The sequence below is a fragment of the Microcoleus sp. Pol7_B2 genome (assembly GCF_036701035.1).
Lineage (GTDB): Bacteria > Cyanobacteriota > Cyanobacteriia > Cyanobacteriales > Microcoleaceae > Microcoleus.
The window spans coordinates 38,842-60,790 of record NZ_JAUBQB010000003.1; the positions used below are offsets into that span (position 1 = coordinate 38,842).

The 21,949-nt window shown below is 45.4% G+C and carries 19 protein-coding genes and 1 tRNA gene; 16 read left to right on the forward strand and 4 right to left on the reverse strand.

Features of this window, described 5'->3' with window-relative positions; all coding sequences use genetic code 11:
- The first annotated feature begins 210 nt into the window (after positions 1–210).
- The 9 genes from QUA57_RS01925 (at position 211) to QUA57_RS01965 (ending at position 9,499) form a co-directional block, all read left to right on the forward strand.
- Positions 211–1,296, forward strand: coding sequence for an amino acid ABC transporter substrate-binding protein (locus QUA57_RS01925; protein ID WP_333059123.1), 1,086 nt, complete (start codon positions 211–213; stop codon positions 1,294–1,296).
- Between the two features lie 201 nt (positions 1,297–1,497).
- Positions 1,498–2,712 (forward strand): ABC transporter permease subunit, encoded by a 1,215-nt coding sequence (locus tag QUA57_RS01930; protein ID WP_333059124.1) that lies wholly within the window; start codon positions 1,498–1,500, stop codon positions 2,710–2,712.
- A 50-nt stretch (positions 2,713–2,762) separates the two neighbouring features.
- Positions 2,763–3,362 (forward strand): hypothetical protein, encoded by a 600-nt coding sequence (locus QUA57_RS01935; RefSeq protein WP_333059125.1) that lies wholly within the window; start codon positions 2,763–2,765, stop codon positions 3,360–3,362.
- 16 nt (positions 3,363–3,378) lie between these two features.
- Positions 3,379–4,578 carry an amino acid ABC transporter permease gene (locus tag QUA57_RS01940; RefSeq protein WP_333059126.1) on the forward strand — a complete coding sequence of 400 codons (1,200 nt, stop codon included), beginning with the start codon at positions 3,379–3,381 and terminating at the stop codon, positions 4,576–4,578.
- A 61-nt stretch (positions 4,579–4,639) separates the two neighbouring features.
- Complete coding sequence (locus QUA57_RS01945) at positions 4,640–5,392, forward strand: amino acid ABC transporter ATP-binding protein (RefSeq protein ID WP_333059127.1); 753 nt, start codon at positions 4,640–4,642, stop codon at positions 5,390–5,392.
- 116 nt (positions 5,393–5,508) lie between these two features.
- Complete coding sequence (gene uvrC / locus QUA57_RS01950) at positions 5,509–7,488, forward strand: excinuclease ABC subunit UvrC (protein ID WP_333059128.1); 1,980 nt, start codon at positions 5,509–5,511, stop codon at positions 7,486–7,488.
- 151 nt (positions 7,489–7,639) lie between these two features.
- Positions 7,640–7,710, forward strand: a tRNA-Gly gene (locus QUA57_RS01955).
- 371 nt (positions 7,711–8,081) lie between these two features.
- Positions 8,082–8,759 (forward strand): actin-binding WH2 domain-containing protein, encoded by a 678-nt coding sequence (locus tag QUA57_RS01960; protein WP_333059130.1) that lies wholly within the window; start codon positions 8,082–8,084, stop codon positions 8,757–8,759.
- Positions 8,760–8,788: 29 nt separating this feature from the next.
- Entirely contained in the window at positions 8,789–9,499 is a 711-nt protein-coding gene (locus QUA57_RS01965) for a hypothetical protein (RefSeq protein WP_333059131.1), read from the forward strand.
- 172 nt (positions 9,500–9,671) lie between these two features.
- Here QUA57_RS01965 and mutS read toward each other — a convergent pair whose 3' ends face one another.
- A complete protein-coding gene (gene mutS, locus QUA57_RS01970) occupies positions 9,672–12,299 on the reverse strand; it encodes a DNA mismatch repair protein MutS (RefSeq protein WP_333059256.1) in 2,628 nt (875 codons plus the stop codon).
- 663 nt (positions 12,300–12,962) lie between these two features.
- On the opposite strand from mutS, the gene QUA57_RS01975 reads away from it, so the two are divergent.
- The 4 genes from QUA57_RS01975 to QUA57_RS01990 all read left to right on the forward strand — a co-directional run bounded on the left by QUA57_RS01975 (position 12,963) and on the right by QUA57_RS01990 (position 16,506).
- Positions 12,963–14,129, forward strand: coding sequence for a zinc-dependent alcohol dehydrogenase (locus tag QUA57_RS01975; RefSeq protein ID WP_333059132.1), 1,167 nt, complete (start codon positions 12,963–12,965; stop codon positions 14,127–14,129).
- Positions 14,130–14,156: 27 nt separating this feature from the next.
- Positions 14,157–14,366, forward strand: coding sequence for an acetyltransferase (locus tag QUA57_RS01980; protein ID WP_333059133.1), 210 nt, complete (start codon positions 14,157–14,159; stop codon positions 14,364–14,366).
- 370 nt (positions 14,367–14,736) lie between these two features.
- A complete protein-coding gene (locus tag QUA57_RS01985) occupies positions 14,737–15,591 on the forward strand; it encodes a manganese catalase family protein (RefSeq protein WP_333059134.1) in 855 nt (284 codons plus the stop codon).
- A 228-nt stretch (positions 15,592–15,819) separates the two neighbouring features.
- On the forward strand, positions 15,820–16,506 hold the full coding sequence (locus tag QUA57_RS01990) for an HAD family hydrolase (protein ID WP_333059136.1): 687 nt from the start codon (positions 15,820–15,822) through the stop codon (positions 16,504–16,506).
- Positions 16,507–16,516: 10 nt separating this feature from the next.
- Here the strand turns inward: QUA57_RS01990 and QUA57_RS01995 are convergent, their stop codons facing one another.
- Positions 16,517–17,701 (reverse strand): AAA family ATPase, encoded by a 1,185-nt coding sequence (locus QUA57_RS01995; RefSeq protein WP_333059137.1) that lies wholly within the window; start codon positions 17,699–17,701, stop codon positions 16,517–16,519.
- A 15-nt stretch (positions 17,702–17,716) separates the two neighbouring features.
- Positions 17,717–18,508 carry an RNA ligase family protein gene (locus QUA57_RS02000; RefSeq protein WP_333059138.1) on the reverse strand — a complete coding sequence of 264 codons (792 nt, stop codon included), beginning with the start codon at positions 18,506–18,508 and terminating at the stop codon, positions 17,717–17,719.
- A gap of 87 nt (positions 18,509–18,595) precedes the next feature.
- Between QUA57_RS02000 and QUA57_RS02005 the strand changes: the two genes are divergently transcribed.
- From QUA57_RS02005 to hpxZ, 3 genes are all read left to right on the forward strand, one after another.
- Positions 18,596–19,465, forward strand: a complete 870-nt coding sequence (locus QUA57_RS02005; protein WP_333059140.1) for a prohibitin family protein — start codon at positions 18,596–18,598, stop codon at positions 19,463–19,465.
- Between the two features lie 236 nt (positions 19,466–19,701).
- Positions 19,702–20,121 (forward strand): peptidylprolyl isomerase, encoded by a 420-nt coding sequence (locus tag QUA57_RS02010; protein WP_190732048.1) that lies wholly within the window; start codon positions 19,702–19,704, stop codon positions 20,119–20,121.
- Between the two features lie 91 nt (positions 20,122–20,212).
- Positions 20,213–20,605: an oxalurate catabolism protein HpxZ gene (hpxZ, locus tag QUA57_RS02015; RefSeq protein WP_333059143.1), complete on the forward strand. Its 393-nt coding sequence runs from the start codon at positions 20,213–20,215 to the stop codon at positions 20,603–20,605.
- A gap of 206 nt (positions 20,606–20,811) precedes the next feature.
- Here hpxZ and QUA57_RS02020 read toward each other — a convergent pair whose 3' ends face one another.
- Positions 20,812–21,936, reverse strand: coding sequence for a THUMP domain-containing protein (locus QUA57_RS02020; protein ID WP_333059145.1), 1,125 nt, complete (start codon positions 21,934–21,936; stop codon positions 20,812–20,814).
- Positions 21,937–21,949 lie beyond the last annotated feature (13 nt).

Consider the following 21,949-nt stretch of genomic DNA (forward strand, 5'->3'; position numbering starts at 1 on the left):
CGACCAGACCTCCAGCCGGAAACCGGGTTTCCAACTCTGGGCTCCCAGTTTGCTCAAAAAAAAACAGGCGGGTAGTCGGTGCAGTTGCTGCTGTGCAGCACCGGATGCAGAACGGCTAATTTGAAGCCGGAGGCTTTTGTAGATCGCCGATCGCCACAGTTCTCGACAGCTACAAGGTAGGATTGTCAGGAAAGCGTTCTACTAAAATCTATGCGTAAATGGGGATTTCTGCTACTAGCAAGTGTGTTATTTGTGGCACCGTTGGCGTCTTGTAGGGATCGATCGGCACAAATCGGACAAACAACAGCAACAACTACTGCAGGCGGCAACTCGCAACAAGGTTCCAGCCGGATAGATACAATTGTCAGCCGCGGCAAACTGATTTGTGGCGTCAGCGGCGAACTGCCGGGTTTTAGCTTTGTAGACGAAAAAGGCAAATATTCGGGACTGGATGTGGATGTGTGCAGGGCTGTAGCGGCGGCAATATTTGACGACCCCGAAAAAGTCGAGTACCGAAAGCTCAACGCTAAAGATAGATTTACAGTTTTGCAGGCCGGAGAAATCGACATTCTCAGCCGAAATACCACCTACACGGCCAGCCGCGACAGCACTACCGGACTGGAATTTGCCCCGGTGATCTTTTATGACTCTCAAAGCATCATGGTCAAAAAAGACAGCGGCATCAAAAGTTTAAAAGATTTTGCGGGCAAATCTATCTGCGTGCAGACAGGTACGAGCACCGAACAAAATTTGTCCGACCAAATGCGAAAATTAGGAATTAAATACACTCCAGTTGTGTTTGAAGATGTGAATGCTGTCTTTGCTACTTATCAAGAAGGTCGCTGTCAAGGTGTTACTGCCGATCGATCGCAGCTAGTCTCGAAGCGGACAACTCTGCCGAATTCCGAGAATAATGTTGTTTTGCCGATCGTGATGTCAAAAGAACCGTTAGCCCCAGCCGTGAAAAGCGGCGATCCTAAATGGGCTGACGCGGTGAGATGGGTCGTTTTTGCTGCGATTGAAGCTGAAGATTTGGGAATTAATTCAGGAAATGTAGACCAACTTGTTGCAAGCACTACAGACCCTAACGTCAAACGTTTGCTAGGAACAGAAGGAGATTTAGGTAAAGGTTTGGGACTCCCGAACGACTACGCTGTCCGCGTTGTGAAGAAAGTCGGGAATTACGGGGAAATGTACGATCGCAACCTCGGCCCCAAAAGTACACTCAAGTTAGAACGTGGTCAAAACAGACTCTGGAAAGATGGCGGTTTGCTTTACTCGCCGCCGTTCCGTTAATTTTAGTTAACTGTTGACTTTTAACTGTTGACAGTTGAGTGTTAACTGTTGACTGTTGACTGTTAACAGTTAACCAACAAGATATTTTAGACAGCAAGGTACTCCGCGCTTACCCGACTTGTAGGGTGCTTTCTAGGTGTAGCCTACAAGATATTTTAGGCAGGCTAAAGTTAGGTATAGTGTGCTCTACATTAAACAGTTATGAACCCAGAACCTCAACCGGGCAAATCGCAGAAATTGCCCAAATTTAAAGATATATCAAAACTGCTGCGGGACGATCGCTTCTGGAAAATAGCCGGACAGGCGATCGCCCTAATTTTAGTAATAGTTGTTATCGCCATTCTCTGGGACAATCTCAGTGCCAATTACTCGCAACTGGGGATTGCGTTTGGATTTGATTTTCTCAATTCCCAAGCATCTTTTGACATCGGTGAAAGTGTAATCCCCTACAGTCCCGCCAACAGTTACAGACAAGCTTATTTAGTCGGTTTAATCAACTCGCTGCGGGTGATGGGTATAGGCATTATTTTCGCCACAGTTGCGGGTTTGACGGTAGGAATTGCGCGCCTTTCCGACAATTGGCTGCTGCGAAGTTTGGCTGGTTTGTATGTGGAAATTTTGCGAAATACGCCGTTATTGCTGCAATTATTTTTCTGGTATTTTGCAGTTTTCATTTCCCTGCCCAAGCTGGAAGACAATCAGCAGATGAGGGGGCCGATTTACTTGACAAATCGCGGCATTGCTGTACCTTGGCCTGTGGCTTTGCCGGGTTTTGAGATTTGGTTGATTTTGCTAACTGTCGGAGTTTTGGCTGCCGCTGGGCTTTGGATGTGGCGGGCGCGGGTGATGTTGGAAGAAGCTAAGCCGGGAAAACAGTTGTTTTGGGCTCTAGGTGCGATCGGGCTGAGTGCAATCTTAGCTTTTATTATCACCAAAAATCTGCCTTTTCGCCTAGATTTCCCCCGCCTGACACCAGAATTGCAACTCGAAGGAGGATTAAAATTAACTCCGGAATTTGCCGCCCTAGTGACAGGACTCAGCTTGTATACTGGCAGTTACATTGCAGAAATTGTGCGGGCCGGAATTCAGTCAGTATCGAGAGGTCAGTGGGAAGCGGGAAAGTCTTTAGGGCTGAAGTCTGGAACAATGATGCGGATGGTAATTTTGCCGCAAGCTTTGCGGGTGATTGTGCCGCCTTTAACCAGTCAGTATCTGAATTTAGCTAAGAATTCGAGTTTAGCGGTTGCGGTTGCTTATCCCGACGTTTATTTTGTGGTGGGTTCTCCGACCTTGAATCAGACCGGTCGGGCGATCGAAGCAATGTTAATTATCATGGTAACATACCTCACAATTAGTTTGATAGTTTCTTTGTTCATGAATTGGTACAATAAAACCGTACAAATCAAGGAGAGGTAAATAGTTTAACTTTAATATATTTTAAGGGTGATAAAAGGAGATCGCGTTAAATGGCATACAGTGACTTTAGCTTAGACAGAGTAACTAAAAATTTTGATTTAACGATTTCCGATAAAATTGATATGTTCGCTGCTGTCTCAGAATTAGAGCCGAGTAGGTTACTGGCAGAAATTCTCAAAGATAATATACCCTTAGCATTGAGCAGCAACACGGAAAAAGCTCGCTCGGAAATGATTATCGCACCGATTTTGATCGAACTTAGAAAACAGTTAAACTTGGAAATTAGTTTGTTTTCGGGAATAGACTTTACCGTAGATGTTGAAAAAGGATTAAATGGAAGTTGCGACTTTCTGATCAGTCATTCCCCCGAATTACTAATTGTTAGAGTCCCAACAATCATCATTGTAGAAGCCAAGAAGGAAAATATCAATGGCGGATTGGGAGAGTGCGTAGCAGAAATGTTGGCTGCTAGAATATTTAATGAACGTGAAGGTAACGAAATTCCTGCGATTTATGGGACTGTTACTACAGGTACTATCTGGAAATTCCTGAAGTTGCAAGAACAAATTATTGAAATTGATTTAGGTGAATATTACTTGAGAGATGTGAATAAAATTTTAGGAATCTTAGCGAACAGTATTAGAAATTAATAATAACTAAAAACTGATGGAAACAATACCTGTATTACCGCCCCCAGCCACCGAATCGCCTACCCCTTGGAATTGGGCGCGCAAAAATTTATTTAGTACCTGGTACAACAGCCTTCTGACGGTAGTTTGCCTAATTATCGCCTTCCAAACTATTAAAGGAATTATCGTTTGGGCAACAACAAAAGCTCAGTGGCGCGTGTTAGAAGCCAACTTGCCGCTATTTTTCGCGGGCAGATTTCCCCGCGAATCCTACTGGCGGCTGTGGATAGTATCGGCCATAATTGCTTTCTTGGGAGGATTAACTTGGGGAAACATTCAGCGGCAAGAACGTCTTTGGAATCCGCCTTTACTAATTATACTGGGTGCTGCGGTTGTGGGTGCGGTCATTTCGCCGATCGACTTAACATCTCGTTTTTACCTGCTAGCAAATATTATTGTAGCGGCTGCTAGCTATTGGGCGGGGAGACAAATTCACCCTAAAATAATGAGTTGGATACCTGCAATGTGGGTTCTTTCCTTCCCAATAGTTTTGTGGCTAATTAAAGGTGGGTTAGGTTTGACAGAAGTGTCAACAAATGATTGGGGCGGTTTAGTATTGACGCTGTTTTTAGCAGTTATTAGTATTGTGCTTTCCTTTCCTTTGGGAGTATTGCTAGCACTCGGTCGACAAAGTTCTTTGCCAGTTGTAAGACTGTTATCAACACTATACATTGAAATTATTCGCGGTTTACCATTAATTGGCATTTTGTTTTTAGGTCAAGTGATGCTGCAATTATTCCTGCCGCCCGAATATCCGAAATTGGATAGAGTGATTAGAGCGATTGCTGGATTAACGTTATTTAGTGCGGCATACTTGGCAGAAAACGTGCGCGGTGGCTTGCAGGCCGTGCCCAGGGGACAAATAGAAGCAGCGAGGTCGATCGGACTCAATACACCCCTGCTTACAATTCTCATTGTACTGCCTCAAGCACTGCGAATCGTCATTCCTGCGATCGGCGGTCAATTCATAGGATTATTTATGGATACATCCCTGCTGTCTCTATTCGGAATGTTAGAATTAATCGGAATATCCCGCGCAGTTTTAGCAAATCCATCCTATATTGGCAGGTACGCCGAAGTTTACATATTCGTAGGCATCATTTATTGGATATTTTGCTACTCCATATCCCTAGCGAGTCGCAAAATAGAGCGAACATTAGGAGTAGGTCAAAGGTAAAAAAATATCTGCGTTCATCCGCGTTCATCAGCGCTCATCTGCGGTTAAAAAGTCAAAAATTATGGAAACTCAGCAAACAAGCCCAGAAAGAGTAATCGTAGCAGAAAACGTTCATAAATGGTACGGACAATTTCACGTACTGCGCGGAGTCAGCATGACCGTAAACCGAGGTGAAGTCGTGGTTGTGATGGGGCCATCGGGTTCGGGAAAATCGACGTTTATTCGCACATTCAACGCATTAGAAGAATACCAACAAGGTAAAATTACGATCGACGGAATCGAACTTTCCCACGACTTACGCAACATCGAGACAATTCGCCGCGAAGTAGGAATGGTGTTTCAGCAATTTAACCTGTTTCCCCACTTATCAGTCTTGCAAAACGTCATGCTAGCGCCAGTATGGGTGCGCCGCTGGCCCAAGAAAAAAGCCGAAGAAGTTGCAATGCAACTATTAGAAAGAGTGGGAATTTTGGAACAAGCAAAAAAATATCCCGGACAGTTGTCTGGAGGACAGCAGCAGCGGGTCGCTATTGCACGTTCTCTAGCCATGCAGCCTAAAATCATGCTGTTTGATGAACCGACATCAGCATTAGACCCGGAGATGGTGCGGGAAGTGTTAGATGTAATGCGAAATTTGGCTCAAACAGGAATTACAATGGTAGTGGTGACTCACGAAGTCGGGTTTGCGCGCGAAGTTGCCGATCGCATTGTGTTGATGGATGGCGGTGTTTTAGTGGAAGAAGCCCAACCCGAAGAGTTTTTTCAGAACCCAAAGGAAGAACGCACCCGCAAGTTTTTATCTCAGATACTGTAACTGATTTTCCAGTTTAATCGGTGGGTTGGGCGACGGTCGCAGCAGTCAAAATCGACCCAATTAAGGTAAAATAAAAGAGTGTACAATCAGTCTCAATTTTGCTGAGATAGCTTGCAATGCCATCCACAAAAACTCTGCCGTTAGTTAAAGACTCGGAACGCCTAGAAAGTCGCCTCAAAGAAATTCCGGCGGTTCCTGGTGTATATTTAATGCGCGATGAGAGCGATCGCATCCTTTACATCGGCAAATCCAAAAAACTCCGAAACCGCGTCCGTTCCTACTTCCGCGAAAGCCAAAATCTCAGTCCCCGCATCGCGATGATGGTGCAGCAAGTGCGCGAAATTGAATTCATCGCCACCGACACAGAAGCAGAAGCTTTAGCATTAGAAGCAAACCTCGTAAAACAGCACCAACCTTACTTTAATGTACTCCTGAAAGATGATAAAAAATATCCTTATTTGTGCATAACTTGGTCGGAGGAATACCCGCGCATTTTTATCACCCGCAAACGCCGCGCAGGTAGTGCCAAAGACCGCTATTACGGCCCTTACGTCGATACAGGGGCGCTGCGGAGTACGCTACATTTAATTAAGCGAATTTTCCCGCTGCGGCAACGCCCTCAACCGCTGTTTAAAGACCGTCCCTGTTTGAACTACGACATCGGGCGCTGCGTTGGCGTTTGTCAAGGGTTAACTTCGCCGGAAGAATATCGAAAAATCATCCAAAAAGTAGCGATGATTTTCCAGGGAAGGACTGAGGAATTGCTCGATATTTTGCAGCCCCAAATGGAAGAGGCAGCCGAAGATTTAAACTTTGAAACGGCGGCGCGCATTCGCGATCAAATTAAAGGTTTGCAGTCTTTGAGTGCGGGTCAAAAAGTGTCTTTGCCCGACGATACGGTTTCCAGGGATGCGATCGCACTTGCGGCCGATAGTCAACACGCTTGCGTTCAATTGTTTCAAATTCGCGCCGGTCAATTGGTCGGAAGATTGGGATTTATGGCGGAAATACCTCCCCAACCCAGGGCGGGCACGGGGGCACCGCCCCTACAATCGGGGGGGGTAGAGGCCGGAGCGATTTTGCAGCGGGTGTTGGAAGAACACTATCAAAATGTCGAATCTGTAGAAATTCCCAGCGAAATTTCTGTGCAGTACGAATTGCCAGAAGCGGAAATATTAGCCGATTGGTTGAGCAACCGTAAGGGGCGCAAAGTTACGATTTTGACGCCGCAGCGGCAAACTAAGGCTGAGTTGATTGAGATGGTGGAACGAAATGCTGAGTATGAATTGGCGAGAATGCAAAGATTGAGCGATCGCAATTCTCAAGCAATGGAAGATTTAGCAGAAATTCTCGATTTGCCAGAAGTTCCTCGCCGCATTGAAGGTTACGATATTTCTCACATTCAAGGTTCTGACGCGGTAGCTTCCCGCGTTGTATTCATTGACGGTTTGCCCGCCAATCAACACTACCGCCATTACAAAATTAAAAATCCTGAAATTAAATCGGGTCATTCTGATGATTTTGCGAGTTTAGCAGAAGTTATCGGTCGCCGATTCCGAGGATTGAAGGAAGAAGAAACAGCCAAGATGGAACATGGATTTAGCGATTTAGAAGAACCGGCAGAAATCAGCAATTTATCCTCAGTTTCTCATACTATTTCCGACAAACCCGACTTAATTATGATAGATGGTGGCAAAGGTCAACTGTCAGCAGTTGTGGCTGTTTTGCGGGAAATGAATTTGCTAGAAGAGTTGCGCGTTGTCAGTTTGGCAAAGCAGCGAGAGGAGATATTTTTGCCGGGGGAATCTTTGCCGCTGCAAACTAATTCTGAGCAACCGGGCGTACAATTATTGCGCCGGGTGCGGGATGAGGCGCACAGGTTTGCTGTGAGTTTTCACCGGGATCGAAGAAGCGAGAGAATGAAGCGATCGCGCCTTGATGAAATTCCTGGATTGGGACACCACCGACAAAAACAATTGTTGGCACATTTTCGGTCGATCGACTACCTCCGTTTAGCGACTCCCGAACAGTTAGCAGAAGTTTCTGGGATTGGCCCGCGTCTGGCGCAGCAAATTTACGATTATTTCCATCCGTAAAGTCTTACGCAGCATGGGAGACGGGGATTTTTGGGGCGAGGGGGCGATCGGCCCGCAAGTCCCGATTCAGCCTGTGTGAGGGAGGTCTTCAAAATTTTTGCACAGACCTATTGCAATCCCCAGAGACTTGTGGTATGTTTAGTTTCTGTGCGCGGGCATAGTTTAGTGGTAAAACTTTAGCCTTCCAAGCTAACTATGCGGGTTCGATTCCCGCTGCCCGCTTGCGCCTACAAAAACCTCAAACCAAGGAGAAATCAACGGTTTGAGGTTTTTTATTGCCCAGAATACGGCTGATTCGGCGGTCAAAGTGACTATCAAATGACTATCAAATGACTATCAAATGACTATCAAATGACCTTTTTGGATACAATGTGGAGACAATGTGACTAGAATTTGACTAGAAATATCCAGCCGATAGTTAATAGCGGTAAGGTGCGTGGCAGAAGAACACCCTACAGAATTAGGTTTTCTGTAAGTCCTGTATCTGCAAGAATAATTAGTTAACATAGAGTGCCCTGATTTGGCAAGATTGCCGATCGAACTCAGCTTGAGTTATGACTGATTCGGAGTCGCATCAGTCACAAGGAGAGCCCGTGAAATATTTTTCAGTAGTAATGTATTTGCTGCGGGAACGGCAACAATTTCTTGAAGAAATTCGCCAAGGTGTAAAGCTCAAATCTAAAATTTTCGGTTTGTTGATTTCTAGTACCGTATTTTTTGGCATTTACGGAGCGATATTAGGTGCATCTAGTACGTGGATGCAATGTCTGGTTTCAGCAATTAAGTTGCCAGCACTTTACTTGCTGACGCTGATTATCTGCTTTCCCACACTTTACTTTTTTAATGTCATGTTTGGTTCAAAACGAACTTTTGAGCAGTATTTGACATTGTTGATGACAGCGATGGCGATGATTAGCGTTTTGCTGTTTGGATTTGCACCTGTTAGTTTGTTTTTCCTCATAAGCAGTACTAATTACAATTTTTATCTGGTGCTGAATGTTGCTATCATGGCAATCACAGGATTTTTGGGAGTAAATTTCATTTATCAAGGAATGCACTTTCTTTCAGAACAAGATGCGGAAGGCAAAGACATCAGGCTAAATATTTTGCGCTTTTGGTTGGGACTTTATGCGTTTGTTGGGACTCAGTTGGGATGGACGCTGAGACCGTTTTTGGGGTCGCCGGGAATGGCTTTTCAACTGTTCAGAGACCGAGAAAGCAATTTTTATATGAGTCTGTGGCAATCAATTATGTCTCTGGGAGGATCGTAATTAATCCCAATTAAAGGAGATTTTGAAGAGTGATACAAGCGGATTTGGAACAGTTAAAAATTTCTGATAAGGAGTTGGAAGATTTGAGCGGAATAGCTTTGAGCGAGGGTTTTGCAGCGGATTTTTACCGACCTGCTGCACTCCGGGACGGGAAAAAGCTGTTCTCTCTTTTGTTGAATGAGTTGCTAATATTTTGCCTGACATTAGTTGTTTCGCTGCCTGTTGCTTTACTGGCTAATAAACATAATGTTGGTTTATTTAGCGATGCTGAAATATTTGTCCGGGTTTTACAAATAACTTTGAGTTTGTCGCTGGCGATTACTGTTGCTTGGAATGCCTATAAATGGGTTAAGGCCAAGCCTCTGGCAACGCTGGCGGGTCTGCTAGATGAAGTTGAGAAGTATCATGAAGTGATTCATGCTTTAGATATTATCGATCGCCTAACGGATGCTGGCAATTTACAAGCCAATTTAATTAACCGAGGAGATGCGATTGAGGCATTAAAAATTACTAGAGAAAGTTTAGTATGTGCTTTGAAAACAGAGAGGATTCTCAGGGAAAATAAGAAATTTATCGACCGCCGTTACGAGTTATTTACTAATATTGAAAGTAATTTGGCTGCTTTGATGGCGCTGGATGTGAGCGATCGGGCGACTGAATACGGGCGGTTGCTAAATGAGGCGCTAGAAATTGGGATGAGCGTACACAAAGAGGTAAGAAAGTTGCAAAATGGAAAGTGAAGTTGAATTACAGGTTTGTAGTAAGGACTTTAGTCTTTAAATCAAAGCTTTTAAGGCAGAGGCAAGTGTCGCAGTTGTAGGGTGCGTCAGACATCGATACTTTCGATTTTAATAGGTTTGGACGATCTGACGCACCCTACGCATCTACCCACTTTTTTATCAACTTAAAGTTTTAATCATCAAAAATATCCAACTGTTCGCCCTCCGACTCTTTTCTACCATTTTTTTTAACACCTTTCCGCAGCCCGATCGCAATTTTGCTATGTTTCTCAATCTGCTTCATCACCTGTCTCGCCCTGTCAATCACCGACGGCGGCAAACCTGCCAATCTCCCCGCTTCAATTCCGTAAGATTTGTCCGCACCTCCCGCCTGAACTTGGTGCAAAAATACGATTTGATCGGGCAATTCTTTAACTGTCACCTGATAATTTGCGACATTATCTAAAATAGAAGCTAACTCATTCAATTCGTGATAGTGAGTCGCAAAAATTGTCCGCGCCCGAATCTCAGTTGCTAAATATTCTGCCACAGACCAAGCAATCGAAAGTCCGTCAAAGGTCGCCGTTCCCCTGCCAATTTCATCTAACAAAACTAATGATTGCGGCGTGGCGTGATTGAGAATATTTGCAGTTTCGTTCATTTCAACCATAAACGTAGACTGACCAGTTGCCAAATCGTCTACTGCGCCGACGCGGGTAAAAATGCGATCGCAAATTCCCAAACTCGCCGCTTTCGCCGGCACAAAACTGCCCATCTGCGCCATTAACTGGATCAAACCCACCTGCCGCAAGTAGCAGCTTTTGCCACTAGCATTCGGCCCGGTTAAAATAATTAAATCTGGGCGGTTTAGCGAGTCTTCCCGACCCAAAAAAGCAGAATTAGGTACAAAAAATCCCGGCGGCAAAGACTTTTCCACCACAGGATGACAACCTTCAATAATTTTAATTTCCCGACTTTCTGTCATAGTCGGGCGGCAGTAATTCTGGTAAACTGCTACTTCTGACAAACCGCACAAAACATCGACCGCCGCCACGGCGCGGGAAACGTTGCGAATAATTTCGGCGTGTTCTCCTACCTCCGATCGCACTTGAGCAAAAATATCGTATTCCAATTGATTTAAATCTTCCCGCGCTGTCAGAATTCGCACTTCCCTTTCTTTTAATTCTTCAGTGCTATAACGTTCTTCATTGGTGAGAGTTTGCTTGCGGGTGTAGTCCTTCGGCACTTGGTCTACTTTCGATTTGGTAATGCTGATGTAATAGCCGAAAGCTTTATTGTAGCCTACTTTTAAATTAGAAATCCCGGTACGTTTTCTCTCTGTTGCTTCTAAATTTGCAATCCATTCTTGGTCGGCGGATGCAGTGTGGCGCATTTCATCTAGCATGGGATTGATTCCCGGTCGAATCAAACCACCTTCTTTTAAATGAATCGGCGGTTCATCAACTAAATGAGCGTGAATTTTAGTTGCTAATTCTTCTAAAATTGGCGGTACATTTTGCAGTGCTTTTAAATAGGGCGAGATCCCTTGGGCTGCGATCGAGGCTAATGCCGGCAGTTTTCCGAGAGAATCAGCTAAAGCGACCAAATCCCGCGCGCTAGCTGTTCCAGAACCAGCGCGGCCTGTCAGTCTTTCGATGTCGTAAATTTGGCGCAGCAACTGCTGCAAATCTTGGCGCAGGGCGTTATTTTCTACTAATTCTTGAATCGTGTCGTGTCGGGCGCAAATGCCTTTAATGCTGAGCAAAGGTTGCAGCACCCAGCGGCGCAAAGCGCGGCCTCCCATTGCGGTGCTGGTTTTGTCTATAGCCCACAGCAGCGAACCGTGAAAAACTCCATCTCTCACTGTTTGAGTAATTTCGAGATTGCGGCGGGTTTGGTAGTCGAGTATGAGAAAATCGGTGAGAGTGTAAGTGTGCAATCTTTGCAAAGAAACTGCTTTTTCCTTTTGAGTTTCTTCGAGATATTGCAACAAACCGCCGGCGGCGCGCACTGCGAGGGAAAGGTGTCCGCATCCCATACCTTCGAGCGATCGCACTTTGAACTTTTGCAGGATTCTCTGTTTTGCTTCGGACAAACTAAACGGAATTTGCGATCGCAAAGAATAGCAAAACGAATTCGGCAAACAATCGGGCAAATGCTCGGATTTCTCTCCAGGCCTCAACATAGTCACCAAATCCGGCGCATTAGTCGGCACCAAGACTTCCGAAGGCTGCAAGCGCAGCAATTCTAGGGTTAATTGTTCTAAACTGTCTGCTTGGGTAGTGACGAATTCTCCCGTAGAAATATCTGTATAAGCCAATCCCCAATGTTCCCCAGCAATGACGACTGCTGCTAAAAAATTATTTTGTCTGGGTTTGAGCATTCCGTCATCAGTCAAAGTTCCGGGAGTGAGAATGCGGGTAATTTCTCGCTTGACTTGGCGGCCTTCTTTAGCAGCAATTGAGGCATCTTCAACTTGGTCGCAAACTACCACAGCATAGCCTTTTTCTACTAACATTGACGTGTAGCGGTCTAGGGCGTGGTGCGGCACTCCTGTCATCGGCACTCTGCCGATTTCCTTGCCGCTTTCTTTGCTAGTACAAACAAGTTCTAATTCCCGTGAAATCGTAACTGCATCTTGGAAAAAACACTCAAAGAAATCTCCGACTCTAAACAATAAAAGTGCGTGGGGATACTGTTCTTTCACTTCCACATACCGCTGCATCATCGGAGTTAGCTTGGTGAATTCTAGTAGGCGGTGGTCGGCATTGCGGATGTTGGCTTGATTGGGGTCTGTTGGGGTAGATGCAGTGTAAGGCATAAAAGGCGATCGATAAATTTTAATCTTTAACAACTTTACCGCAAGCTCGGCTTTTAGTTATAACTAATGATACAATATTTGACTATTAATCATCCTTAAGCAGGGTGCGTGATTCTCCAGATTCAGGTGGAGTATGGAGCGATACAAAAGTCATGCACCCTACTTAATAATCGATCAACCCGCTTTTACTTGATAAGTTTTCGGTCGCTCTTTATCTAAAGTGAGCCAGGACATCGGCTTTAGTGAGATTAAGTGAGAAGCTTTATTTGTTGTGAGATAAAAGCGATCGCCGATCGACAAAAACAACCTCATCCATCTCGTTATTAGCTGTTCTTGCAGATGTTGAGCGAAGACCGAAGTTGCAATCTTTTCTAAGGATTTTAGCAATTAAGAATGTCCTAACCGTCGGGCGCGGTTGCTATAACTGTTGGCGGTTAACGGAAGAATGTAAAATTTCCCGCACTTTAGGGGCATAAACTTTACATTTTCGTTATTGAAAACAGCCGGAAGATAGATTTATATATTATACCTACGATAGAGAGATTAAATATTTTATATGCTTAAGATTAACAACATTCAAGCGAGTAATTTCTCAGCTTAGTAAAGGTATGATTTAGCATAAAAAATATGCTCGCTAGTAGTTAACTAGAGGAGAACGAAATAATGAAAGCTCTTTGCTGGCACGGAGCAAAGGATGTGCGCGTTGATAATGTACCAGACCCAACAATTATCAATCAGCGCGATGCGATAGTTAAAATCACGTCTACAGCAATCTGCGGCTCAGATTTGCACCTCTACAATGGCTTCATCCCGACAATGCAATCCGGCGACATTCTGGGTCACGAATTCATGGGGGAAGTAGTCGAACTCGGTAGCGAAGTCAAGAACTTAAAAAAGGGCGATCGCGTCGTCATTCCTTTTACTATTTCTTGCGGCAGTTGCTTTTTTTGCAACCGCGATTTATGGTCGCTGTGCGACAACTCCAACCCCAATGCTGGGCTGGCTGAAAAAATGTTCGGTCATTCGCCTGCAGGACTGTTTGGCTACTCGCATTTAACGGGCGGCTATGCAGGAGGTCAAGCAGAATACGCGCGGGTTCCGTTTGCAGATGTCGGCCCTTTAAAAATTCCCGACGGACTTTCTGACGAGCAAGTATTGTTCCTCACCGATATCTTTCCTACCGGTTACATGGCGGCCGAAAACTGCGACATTCAGCCGGGGGATACTGTAGCTGTTTGGGGATGTGGGCCGGTCGGACAATTTGCAATCAGAAGCGCGTTTATGCTGGGGGCCGAGCGAGTAATTGCGATCGACCGCATACCGGAACGCTTGCAAATGGCGGCCGCGGCGAAAGCTGAAATCATCAATTACGAAGAAATAGACGCCGGGGAAGCCGTCACCGAAATGACGGGGGGACGCGGACCCGACTCTTGCATCGACGCGGTAGGGATGGAAGCCCACGGCACCGGTCTCGACGCTTTGTACGACAAAGCCAAGCAAGCCGTGCGGTTGGAGAGCGATCGACCTACGGCCCTGCGACAAGTGATCCTCGCGTGTCGCAAGGGTGGTACAGTGTCAATTCCCGGCGTTTACGGCGGCTTCGTTGACAAAGTGCCATTAGGTGCAGCTTTCAACAAAGCCTTGACCATGAAAATGGGACAGACGCACGTTCAGCGCTATTTGCGGCTTTTGCTCGATCGCGTTCAAAAAGGCGAAATTGACCCATCATTCGTAATTACGCACCGAATGAAATTGGATGAAGCGCCCCACGGCTACGATATTTTCCTCAACAAAAAAGACAACTGCATCAAAATTGTCCTCAAACCCTAACTCGGATTTACCCTTCACGGAAAAACTATGCTTTTACAAGAAAAAGAATCAGGCGACTTGATAGAAATCCTGGATGTAGAGGCTTTAATCAGCCCTACAAAAAATGAAGTGCCGGGAAAAAATCAAGCTGGTCAAGAAGAGCAAGAGAAAGCAACTTTTCCAAAAAGTAATTTAGTCTTTCCTTCCGGTGAAGCTCTGCCGCGCTGTTGGACTGAGGAAAATTATCAAACTCATTGATTCCACTAATTCTCCCCATCCCGCTTAACAAGAGGGGGACTCGAAGCTAGGGGGATGGACACAGCACATAAGTGTCCGCTAAACCCGAAAAACCGCTCTCCAATAGGGGTTAATACCCCTGCCGGAGGGCGGTTTTGACGTGTTTTTTGAGACATGGAGGACACAGCGCTGTGTTTGTTTAAATAGAATGTACGATCGACCAAATTTAAGAGAGTCTTAGTTCGCGACCGCGAGAAACCGCATTAAACTAAAGTGATAAAGATAACCGGGCTTGATTTAATTTCTTTATGACTAAAAGATGATTCCCCTCGCTCGTTGGCAGCGTTACAAATAATGAAACTTGTTCAAAACACCCTGGGAGGACTTCCCCATGTTTTACCATAAGAAGCCACTACAGTATTACAAAAGACCAGAAAAGCCAGATGCCGTTTACGCCAAGAAAATACAAGAACTAATTGGCGGTACATTTGGCGAAATGACCGTGATGATGCAGTACCTATTTCAAGGTTGGAACTGCCGAGGCCCAGCAAAATATCGCGATATGTTGCTTGATGTCGGTACAGAAGAAATCGGGCATATCGAGATGCTAGCAACTATGATTGCTCACTTGTTAGATAAAGCTCCTGTATCTATGCAAGAAGAAGGTTTCAAAGATGCTGTGGTGGGTGCTGTGATGGGAGGAAACAGCCCGCGAGATGCGATCGCCGCCAGCATGAATCCGCAGCACGCAATTGTATCGGGTTTGGGCGCACTTCCTAGCGACAGCGTAGGGTATCCCTGGAACGGCCGTTATATCGTTGCTAGCGGCAATCTTTTAGCAGATTTTCGCTCGAATTTGCACGCTGAATCGCAAGGAAGATTGCAGGCTGTGCGGATGTATGAAATGTCAGACGATCCGGGCGTGAAAGACACCCTGAGTTTTATGATCGCCCGCGACACGATGCACCAAAATTTGTGGCTGGCGGCGATCGAAGATTTAGAAAGTTCGGGAATGGAAACAACACCCGTTCCGAGTTCCTTCCCGCAGGAGTTGGAAAAATCAGAATTTGCTTATCAGTTTTGGAATCATTCTGAAGGTTCCGAAAGTAGCGAGGGACGCTGGGCGAAAGGCAAATCAATGGACGGCAAAGGCGAGTTTGAATATGTAGCCGATCCCCAACCGTTAGGGCCAGAACCAGTACCGCCGCCGCCCGAACCCAAATTGCACGGCACCGGGATGAAATAGCCAATCAAAAAGTTAATAGTAAGCTTGCCAGTCCACCATTGACTAATTAAATAATTAAGGACTAAAGTGCTTACTCCCAACCTAACAAAAACTAAAGTTCTTACTACTAACCAAAGGTTAGTGGTAAGAACTTTACTCGCTAATTGGCTAATTAATTAGTTAAGGAATTCAGTCCTTACTACAAACCAGGTTTTGACAATAAGTCTAATCACTAACCACAAATAAGTTATGCAATTGCAAGCAGTAATTCTCGATATTGATGGTACTCTGACGCTCAGCAATGACGCCCACGCTCAAGCTTGGGTAGAGGCATTTGCGGCTTACGGCTACGAGGTGCCGTTCGATAAAATTCGCCCGCTAATTGGTATGGGAGGCGACAAAGTTATACCCAAAATGGTATCAGGACTTTCCGACGAAGAAGGCGACGGGAAAAAGATTGCACAGCGGCGCAAAGAACTGATTATTAACCGCTTTGCTCCCGAACTTTCTCCAACCCCCGGTTCGCGGGATTTGCTGTTAAAAATGCAGAAAGAAGGATTGCGGCTAATTATTGCTACTTCAGCTACCACCGAAGAACTTTCCGGTTTGCTGAAAGCTGCACAAGTTGACGATTTATTGGATCAAGCGCAAGCGGCGACATCGAGTGATGCGGAAGCTTCTAAGCCGGAACCGGATATTGTGGAAGCTGCTTTGAGCAAATTGCAGATGGAAGCGAGTCAGACTGTGATGTTAGCTGATACTCCTTACGATATCGAAGCTGCGGGCAAGTGCGGGGTGCCAGTAATTGCTTTTCGGTGCGGAGGTTTCGATGATGCTTCGCTGGCAAATGCTGCGGCAATTTACGATCACCCGGCTGATTTGTTGGCGCATTATGACGACTCTATTTTAGGGAAAAAGGAGTTGGTAGCGCGTTGAAGTAATATGGCTAACTGCGGGGCATCGCCCCTAAAGTAGCCTGATCGGCTACAATCCACTCGACTTGATGTGCTTCTGTGATGTCTGGAAGATCTAGGCGATCGGCTAATTTTTGAATCACTGCTTCTGGGACTGGGGCTGTGCGGGAACGGTTGCGATCCTGTATTTCTGCGATCGGTACTTCGATGTAAACAATGCGAATTCGCGCTTTGTAAGCAGCAAATAAATCAATTAATTGCTGCCGCATTTGTTTGGTTGTATTCGTGGCGTTCCACACAAAAGAAGTTCCCGATCGCAAGTATTCCTTGGCTCTTTGTTTGGCTCTTTCTACAACCTCACTTTGGTTTTTTTCCGGCGATATATTCATCTCCAACCTCAGCGCATCTAAGGAAATCACAGGCAAATTTGGCAGGTTTTCTCTAATCCAATAATCTTTGCCGCTTCCGGGCAATCCCGACATCAAAAAAACTTCGCATTTTGTATCGTCAAACATTTCAGCATCGGGGTTGCCGTTGTCTTTGCGGAAGTAGATAAATCGGCTGTGTGCTGATGGAAATTGTCGGGGAGAATCCAAACAATTATTTTCTTGACAAAACTCCCGAAATAGTTCTATTTTATCGAGCAATTCTTGTCTGTCGCTACACTGTCGGCCGCGCACGTCTGCTTCGGCTAAAAGTGCGAGGAAATCGCAGCGGACAACTTGACTGACTTTAATTACAGACTGCTGGGGGTTGGGTTTGTCGATCAGCCAGATGGGTAAACTGCCGAATTGGACGATCGCCACAACTGTTTCGCGAATGTCAAACTGCACAGGCGGCTCGAATTGGGATAAAATTTGTCTGACCATTCTCGCACCTTGGCGGGCGTGACCTTTTGAGCTAATTCTGCCGTCGGCTTCTATTTTTGTAAAGGCTGGTTTGGCGACATCGTGCAGCAAAGCGGCGGCAAAAAGTATCGATCGTTTTTTTTCGGGAAGTTGCCGCCAATTTTGGGATGAGATTAATGCTTCGCAGACCATTCTGGTATGAATTAAAACATCTCCTTCGGCGTGATAAATCGGGTCTTGCTGACAGCCTTTTAAGTTTTGAATCCAATCAAAATGATTTTGAATGGTGTCCCAATCTAAGAACCAATCGGGCGGTTCGGGACAAAAGGGAAAAGTCCAAGTTGCCAATGGCGATAACAGTGCATTCATAAATTTACCTGCTGGTTAACTAAAATTAAATAAATTCACATCGGGTCGCAGAATATTGGGTATAATGGGGCGATTTAGCCAATGTCCTTCTGCATTTTTAATAGCAGTCAAAAAACTGGCACGCACGTATTTGTAACGTGCCTTTACTATGCCATCTTCTTCGACTTTAATGTACAGACCCTCCATGCGATCGCTCTTGTCAGTCTCTTTCAAGCATCGTTCTTCATCTAATCCCAATTCCCCGCAGTACAAACGCAACCGATCCAAATGTCCCGGTTGAATAAAATTAGATTTTTCCACAAACTGCATCATTTGCTTGGGCGATTTCAGCATTCCCGAAAATAGCACGGGAACGGACACTAACGGCAGTCCGCTTAACAACTTGTGGCGGGATTCTGTACTCAGAAATTGACTGGTTTCTAAGTCCAGCACATCGTATTCCATAAAATAGTGCGGCAAAAAATCATAAAAAACAGTGTGTTTCGCATAAAGCCATTCGCCGTAAAGAATGTAGCGATTTCCCAGCACTTCTCCCAGGGTTCCGCTGAGACTGAAAGCCCACTGTTTGAATAAGTTAAAATGTTTTTCCCTCGGCCCGCCGGTGAGATAGTGGCCGCGACTTTGCAGCAGCATTTGTCCATCGGGTGCGAAGCTGATGCCTGTATTAGCGCCGTCTACCTTTTCTTCAATCACTGTCGGGCGATCGATCAAAACGCTAAATGGCACGCTGTCGAGGTCTTCATCTCCCGGCTGGAAACGCGAACCTTCGATGTGATAAGTTCGAGGATATTTAAGAATTTTAACCATCAGCCAATCCCTTTGAGATTTGAGACTTTAGAGGCGACCCAATCTATTTAACCATTATAATGGAATTATCACAAAGGAGCGTGTAAGTTGAAAAGTCAAAGTTTCCAAAGCATATCATCAGCAATCGCTGGAATTATATTAGTAAGTGTGCTACTCCTCGGATTAAACTCTTTCGTCGTTATCAATCCAGGTGAAGCAGGGGTGGTTAGCGTTTTAGGAAAAGCCACAGATGGAGCATTGTTAGAGGGGTTTCACCTCAGACCCCCGCTAATATCCAAGGTTGATGTGTACGATGTAACAGTGCAAAAATTTGAAGTTCCCGCCCAGAGTGCTACTAAAGACCTCCAGGATTTAAATGCTAGTTTTGCGATCAATTTTCGCCTGGATGCTGAGAAAATAGTGGATATCAGAAGGACTCAAGGAACTTTGGAGAATATAGTTTCAAAAATTATTGCTCCTCAGACGCAAGAAGCATTTAAAACAGCCGCTGCACTGAGAACTGCCGAACAATCTATTACTCAAAGAAGTGAACTGAAGCGAGACTTTGATACTGCGCTGAAGGAAAGGCTATCCAAGTATGATGTAATCGTGCTCGATACGAGCGTTGTTAACATTCGATTCTCCGCAGATTTTGCGAAAGCGGTTGAGGAGAAACAGGTTGCTGAACAGCGGGCGCAAAGGGCTGTTTATGTGGCTCAGGAAGCCGAACAACAGGCTCAAGCTGATATTAACCGCGCTCAAGGTAGAGCTGAAGCTCAAAGGCTGTTGGCGGAAACTTTGAAGGCTCAGGGCGGCGATTTAGTTTTGCAAAAAGAGGCGATCGAAGCTTGGAGAAGCGGGGGGGCTCAGATGCCAAAAGTGCTGGTTATGGGCGCAGGATCGAGTCGGGTTCCTTTCATTTTTAATATGAGCGATATTCAGGAAGAACCCGAGCACCCGCAAGCGACCAACAATTAAAATATGACTGAGGGTAACAAACCCGGTGTCTCCGAAAATATTGGCTTTGCTAACCAGAAATCTCGCAATAAACCGGGTTTCCTCAGAAAGCACACATAAGTCCTATGAGAGTTGCGGGAATATGCTACACTTCTGAAAGCCACAATATAACGACAGTTTGAAACCTGTGGTTATAAAAGCGAAGTCCGCAATTAAAATGCAGGCAACACACTCATTTTAGGAAGCCAGGAGAAATCATGACCCGCGCTATTATGGAAACCGACAAAGGCACAATCAATTTGGAATTGTTCGATGCGGATGCGCCTAACACAGTGAAGAATTTTGTAGACTTGGCGGAAAAAGGTTTTTACGATGGATTGTCCTTTCACCGAGTCATTCCTAACTTTATGATTCAAGGTGGCTGTCCAAAAGGCAATGGAACGGGTGGCCCCGGCTACAAAATCAAGTGCGAAATTAACTCCAACAAACATTTGGCAGGAACTTTATCGATGGCTCACGCAGGCCGCGATACGGGTGGCAGCCAATTCTTTATTTGCCATTCTCCACAGTCTCATCTAGATGGAGTTCACACAACTTTTGGCAAAACTGAAGATATGTCTGTCGTCAATGCTATCCGCCAAGGTGACAAGATTATTTCGCTCAAAATTGAGCATTAATTTCCAGTAATTAGTTTTGTTGGCAATAAGGAATAAAGTCCTTATTGCCAACAAAACTTGTGAAAGTTAAGAGTTTTAAAATCTATAATTTATGACTGTTATCAATGATTCTGCTGTGGTGGCTGAGTTAACTGAACTATATTTAAAATATGAAAAAGCTCTTTGTACGAACGATATTGAAACTCTCGATAATTTGTTCTGGGATGCGCCGGAAGTCGTGCGGTTTGGGGTGACGGAGAACCTGTACGGGAGTGATGAGGTGAGGGCTTTTCGCAAAGGACGATCGCCTGTAAATGTCGATCGAGAAATGTTCAACCTCCAAGTCGTGACTTTCGATGCAGACACGGCGGCTGTGACGCTGGAATTCCGCCGTGTGATGGATGGAGTGGTGCGGCTGGGGCGGCAGAGTCAGATGTGGCGGAAGTTTCCGGAAGGGTGGAAGATTGTTTCCGCTCACGTTTCTTTTTTGCCGCTGGAGGGATGAGCGGTGACACACCTCCGATCAAGGTGAAATAATTTCCCCTGTCGGTATTTGAATTTGATTATTGTTGAGCCATTTAATTCCGCAGATATTCTTTTTTTCCTATACTCTTAGTGCCTCTCTCTGCCTTATCACCGATCTTCTGCTTTCTTGGTTTTCCACTTTTGCAGTAGCTTCCTCATTACCGCTATTTTCCCTGCTACGATCCTCTAATACAGTTCATATTTGAGCAAAGTACACGGAATCGATCCATTAAAAACCGGAATCCGCCGCGATGTCCTGAGTCCAACCTTTTTACCCAACTCCTTATTCCCAGTCAAAATAAACGCATTCCAACCTTTAAAACGATTCTTGAAAATATCCCCCAACATTTTGTACAAATCTCCCAATTCGCTAGCATCTCCCAGGCGCTCTCCGTAGGGAGGATTGCAAATCAGAACGCCTCTGTCTGCGGGTGCTTCCAACTGAGATAACTCGGTTTGAGCAAACTGAATCTTACCGGAAATACCAGCTTGCTGCGCGTTCGTGCGAGCTTGAGTTAACATATCGGAATCGCGATCGCACCCTGCAATCACCTCTTTGAGTTCAGGCAATTCGCTATTTTCCGCTTCTGCCCACAATTTATCCCACAAAGGTTCGTCAAAATCCCGCCAACTCATAAATCCAAACTTTTCTCGAAACAATCCCGGTGCAATATTCAAGCCCTTTAACGTCGCTTCCAAAGGCAAAGTTCCAGAACCGCACATCGGGTCTAAAAACGGCAAATCAGGCGTCCATTCTGCCATCTCCAACAAAGCAGCAGCTAGGGTTTCTTTGAGGGGAGCAAGCCCCATCGCCGGTCGATATCCCCGGCGGTGCAAACTGCCTCCCGAACTGTCTAAACTTAAAATAGCTCTATCTTGATGAATGTGAATGTTAATTAGCAAATCGGGATGCTCTACATCGACATTAGAACGCTTGTTAAATTGAAGGCGCTGTTGGTCGGCGATCGCATTTTTGACCTGCAAAGCTGTAAAGTGAGTGTGGTTCAACTTTTCGTTGCCGCCGGTGCAGTTTACTGCTAAAGTATTGTCGGGATATAAGTATTCGTCCCAAGGGATTTTTTGCACTTCGCGGTAGAGCATATCCGAGTTGTAACACCGGAATTCGGCGATCGGCATTAGCACTCTAAAAATTGTTCTCGACCAAAGATTGACGCGGTACAATAAAGCGCGATCGCCCGCAAAGTAAACCCCAGTAAAATCTGGCTTGACATCCTGCGCCCCTAAACGTTCTAATTCTTGGGCGGCAATTGTTTCTAAACCGCGCGCAACTGTAGCAAAATATTGATTCATTTGTTAAGGCTTA

Coding starts and splice junctions, on each gene's coding strand:
- QUA57_RS01925 (WP_333059123.1), top strand. CDS start 211: ATGCGTAAATGGGGATTTCTGCTACTAGCAAGTGTGTTATTTGTGGCA.
- QUA57_RS01935 (WP_333059125.1), top strand. CDS start 2,763: ATGGCATACAGTGACTTTAGCTTAGACAGAGTAACTAAAAATTTTGAT.
- mutS (WP_333059256.1), bottom strand. CDS start 12,299: ATGCCTTACACTGCATCTACCCCAACAGACCCCAATCAAGCCAACATC.
- QUA57_RS01945 (WP_333059127.1), top strand. CDS start 4,640: ATGGAAACTCAGCAAACAAGCCCAGAAAGAGTAATCGTAGCAGAAAAC.
- uvrC (WP_333059128.1), top strand. CDS start 5,509: ATGCCATCCACAAAAACTCTGCCGTTAGTTAAAGACTCGGAACGCCTA.
- QUA57_RS02010 (WP_190732048.1), top strand. CDS start 19,702: ATGACCCGCGCTATTATGGAAACCGACAAAGGCACAATCAATTTGGAA.
- QUA57_RS01990 (WP_333059136.1), top strand. CDS start 15,820: ATGCAATTGCAAGCAGTAATTCTCGATATTGATGGTACTCTGACGCTC.
- QUA57_RS01980 (WP_333059133.1), top strand. CDS start 14,157: ATGCTTTTACAAGAAAAAGAATCAGGCGACTTGATAGAAATCCTGGAT.
- QUA57_RS02000 (WP_333059138.1), bottom strand. CDS start 18,508: ATGGTTAAAATTCTTAAATATCCTCGAACTTATCACATCGAAGGTTCG.
- QUA57_RS01930 (WP_333059124.1), top strand. CDS start 1,498: ATGAACCCAGAACCTCAACCGGGCAAATCGCAGAAATTGCCCAAATTT.
- QUA57_RS01940 (WP_333059126.1), top strand. CDS start 3,379: ATGGAAACAATACCTGTATTACCGCCCCCAGCCACCGAATCGCCTACC.
- QUA57_RS01995 (WP_333059137.1), bottom strand. CDS start 17,701: ATGAATGCACTGTTATCGCCATTGGCAACTTGGACTTTTCCCTTTTGT.
- hpxZ (WP_333059143.1), top strand. CDS start 20,213: ATGACTGTTATCAATGATTCTGCTGTGGTGGCTGAGTTAACTGAACTA.
- QUA57_RS01975 (WP_333059132.1), top strand. CDS start 12,963: ATGAAAGCTCTTTGCTGGCACGGAGCAAAGGATGTGCGCGTTGATAAT.
- QUA57_RS02020 (WP_333059145.1), bottom strand. CDS start 21,936: ATGAATCAATATTTTGCTACAGTTGCGCGCGGTTTAGAAACAATTGCC.
- QUA57_RS01985 (WP_333059134.1), top strand. CDS start 14,737: ATGTTTTACCATAAGAAGCCACTACAGTATTACAAAAGACCAGAAAAG.